The organism is Escherichia sp. E1130, assembly GCF_005781065.1.
Lineage (GTDB): Bacteria > Pseudomonadota > Gammaproteobacteria > Enterobacterales > Enterobacteriaceae > Escherichia.
The window spans coordinates 1-3,466 of record NZ_VATL01000073.1; the positions used below are offsets into that span (position 1 = coordinate 1).

Consider the following 3,466-nt stretch of genomic DNA (forward strand, 5'->3'; position numbering starts at 1 on the left):
TTTGCACGTCCCGATAAGACCATACAGCAGTGCTCCACGCTCGCCACCGTGGTCACTGCCGAAGAAGATGTAGTTCTTTTTACCCAAGCGTACCGCCCGTAAGGCCCGCTCCGCTGCATTGTTATCTGTAACGGCTCGCAATCGAAATCCCTCCGACTCGCAATCAGCACAAATTTCGGCTCACATTAACTGCAAATGAAAAATGCCACCGGCTCACATTAAGTGGCAATGGGCTCGCATTTATCCTGCCCGGCTCACAATCCATTCCGCCGGGCTCACAATAACTGCAAATGAAATTTATATACATACGGTCTTTCTCTATCCCGCATTGAAAGTCCCCATCCACGCGAAACCATCCTGATTGTTGTATGATTTTCTTTACAGCTGACCGGCTGCATAACATACACAGGAGAATACCATGAGCACATTGTTGTTCAGCAAAACCCCGACGGTCACGGTCCTCGATAACCGCGGCCTGACCGTGCGCGACATCGCGTACCACCGCCATCCGGATACACCGGACATCACTGGTGAGCGCATCACCCGCCACCACTTCGACCCCCGCGGTTTTCTGACTCAGAGCACCGACCCACGCCGGCATGATCCAGGGCTGGTGAACTACATGTACCTCAACGACCTAGCTGGCAGCGTCCTGCGCACGCAGGGAGTCGATAACGGTACCACAGTCACCCTGCACGACACCGCAGGACGACCATTTATTGCGGTCAGCAATATCCGCACCGCAGACGACGGCACGGAGGACAGGAGCCAGGCGGTGACCCGTAACTGGCAATACGAGGAAGCCGAACTGCCCGGTCGCCCGGTGAGCGTCACGGAACAGATGACCGGTGGTGTCGCCCGCATCAGCGAGCGTTTCGTGTATGCCGGCAATACCGAGGCGGAGAAAGCCCTCAACCTCGCCGGACTGTGCGTCAGCCACTACGACACGGCCGGCCTGGTGCCGACCGACAGCGTGGCGCTGACGGGTGTGCAGCTCTCCGTCACCTGCCGTCTGCTGAAGGATGCGGATAACCTCGATGTGGCAGCCGACTGGCAGGGGACTGACGTCTTCGACTGGAATGACCGGCTCAATACTGAAACATATTCGACCCTGACCACCGCTGACGCTACCGGCGCGGTGCTGACCACCACCGATACAAAAGGTAATACGCAGCGGGTGGCGTACGACGTGGCAGGCCTGCTGTCGGGCAGCTGGCTGACGCTGAAGGGCGGAAAAGAGCAGGCTATCGTGACATCCCTGACATACTCTGCTGCCGGGCAGAAGCTGCGCGAGGTACACGGCAACGGCGTGGTGACCACGTACACATATGAAGCAGAGACGCAGCGCCTGACCGGCATTAAAACGGAGCGTCCGGCAGGACACGCCTCAGGTGCGAGGGTCCTGCAGGACCTGCGCTACGACTATGACCCGGTGGGTAACGTGCTGAAAATCAGCAACGACGCCGAAGAGACCCGCTTCTGGCGCAATCAGAAAGTGGTGCCTGAGAACACATACGCCTATGACAGCCTGTACCAGCTGGTCAGCGCCACCGGGCGCGAGATGACCAATGCCGGACAGCAGGGCAGCAACTTACCGTCCACCACCGTACCCCTCCCCACCGACAGCTCTGCATATACCAGTTACACCCGCACTTACACTTATGACGAGGCCGGCAATCTGACGCAAATCAGGCACAGTGCCCCGGCGACCAGTAACAGTTACACCACAAACATCACGTTAAGCGACCGCAGCAACCGGGGCGTGCTGAGTACCCTGACGGATAACCCGGCAGAGGTGGACGCGCTGTTCACGGCGGGCGGGCAGCAGAAACAGCTGCTGCCGGGACAGTCTCTGGTCTGGACGCCGCGTAACGAGCTGCTGAAGGTGACGCCGGTGGTGCGAGACGGTAGTACGAATGACAGGGAAAGCTACCGGTATGACGGCGGCAGCCAGCGTGTACTGAAAGTCAGCGTGCAGAAAACAAACAGAAGCACACAGACGAAGCGGGTGCTGTACCTGCCGGGGCTGGAGCTGCGCAGCACAACATCCGGCGATACGGAAACGGGAAGCCTGCAGGTGATAATCGTGGGCGAAGCGGGCCGGGCGCAGGTACGGATGCTGCACTGGGAGAGGGGCTGGCCGGCAGAAACCGGCAACGACCAGATAAGGTACAGCTACGACAACCTGACGGGCAGCAGCGGGCTGGAGCTGGGCGGCGATGGCAGCATTATCAGCATGGAGGAATATTACCCGTACGGCGGGACAGCTGTATGGACGGCGCGCAGCGCGGTGGAAGCGGACTACAAAACCATCCGTTACTCAGGCAAGGAGCGTGATGCGACGGGGTTGTACTACTACGGGTACCGATACTATCAACCGTGGGCGGGCCGGTGGCTTAGCGCGGACCCGGCTGGCACGGTGGACGGGCTGAACCTGTTCAGGATGGTACGGAATAATCCTCTAAGGTTTTTTGATAAGGATGGACTTGCTCCAAATGAGGAAAAATCTCAACAGGAGGTTGGAAGAACCTATATTAAAAAAGCTAAATATTTAGCTGCAGAACAATTATCAGTCGCTGAGAAATTTTTGAATAACTCATCTAATAATGAAGTAGCGTTAGATATCTATAAGACATTTTTTGGGCTGCATATGGGAGAAGAAAAACTAGGTATATGGAAGGCGAAAATAAAAAATGTGTTAGAGGGGATAAATAAACTGGATACGAAAAGAAATATCCAATATTCCCCGCTGAAGATAACCGCATCTGGAGAAAAATCGGAGAGTGTAGCAGCCGACGTCGATACTCAAGCATTTCAGCGTGGGGAGAAAATTTACATGAATACTTATACGGATGTACTGGGAAAAGTCAAAAAAAATGAGACGCTTGGCGTTGATCATTTAGCTCATATTTTGATTCATGAAATTTCACACCTTCGCCTGAATACGGAAGATAAAGCGTATATTGGAGTGGTGAAGAATGAGGGATATCATGAGTTAAATGCTATGCTCGCTCTTCTTGAACCAGAAAAGCTACCGACAACTAAAGGAGAGCGTGAGGAAACTATCCAACAACGACGTACCCGAGGAAGTCTGGATGCGCTGAAAAATGCAGACTCTTTTACAACGGCAACTCGTTATCTGGCTTATACTGCAAAAAATGCTAATTTCTATAGTTATTTTTCCCAGCAGAAAAAAAACTTCAAACCCGGAGCCACGTCTCTTATCGCGAATCCGCGTTGGAAGTCATTGTAATTTATTAACACTATTCAGGCTGTTTTTTCACAAAACATTCTGATTTGTCTTTTATCAGTAAACCCAAAACAGTCAATCCGGTGAGACAGTTTTTCTGTCTCATTTGGGTCGTTTTCGTCTCATCCTGGTGTTACGTTTTCACCATCTAGAGTTAAACGAGACAGTTTTCATCATTATGGCTGAACCGCCCCGGGAATCCTGGAGACTAAACTC

2 pseudogenes are annotated in these 3,466 nt (G+C 53.5%); one reads left to right on the forward strand and one right to left on the reverse strand.

From position 1 onward, the window contains the following. A pseudogene (locus FEK66_RS25535) lies at window positions 1-126 on the reverse strand (transposase); the annotation flags it as partial. Between the two features lie 292 nt (window positions 127-418). Here FEK66_RS25535 and FEK66_RS25545 point away from each other — a divergent pair. After that, a pseudogene (locus FEK66_RS25545) lies at window positions 419-2,488 on the forward strand (RHS repeat domain-containing protein); the annotation flags it as partial. Between the last annotated feature and the right edge of the window lie 978 nt (window positions 2,489-3,466).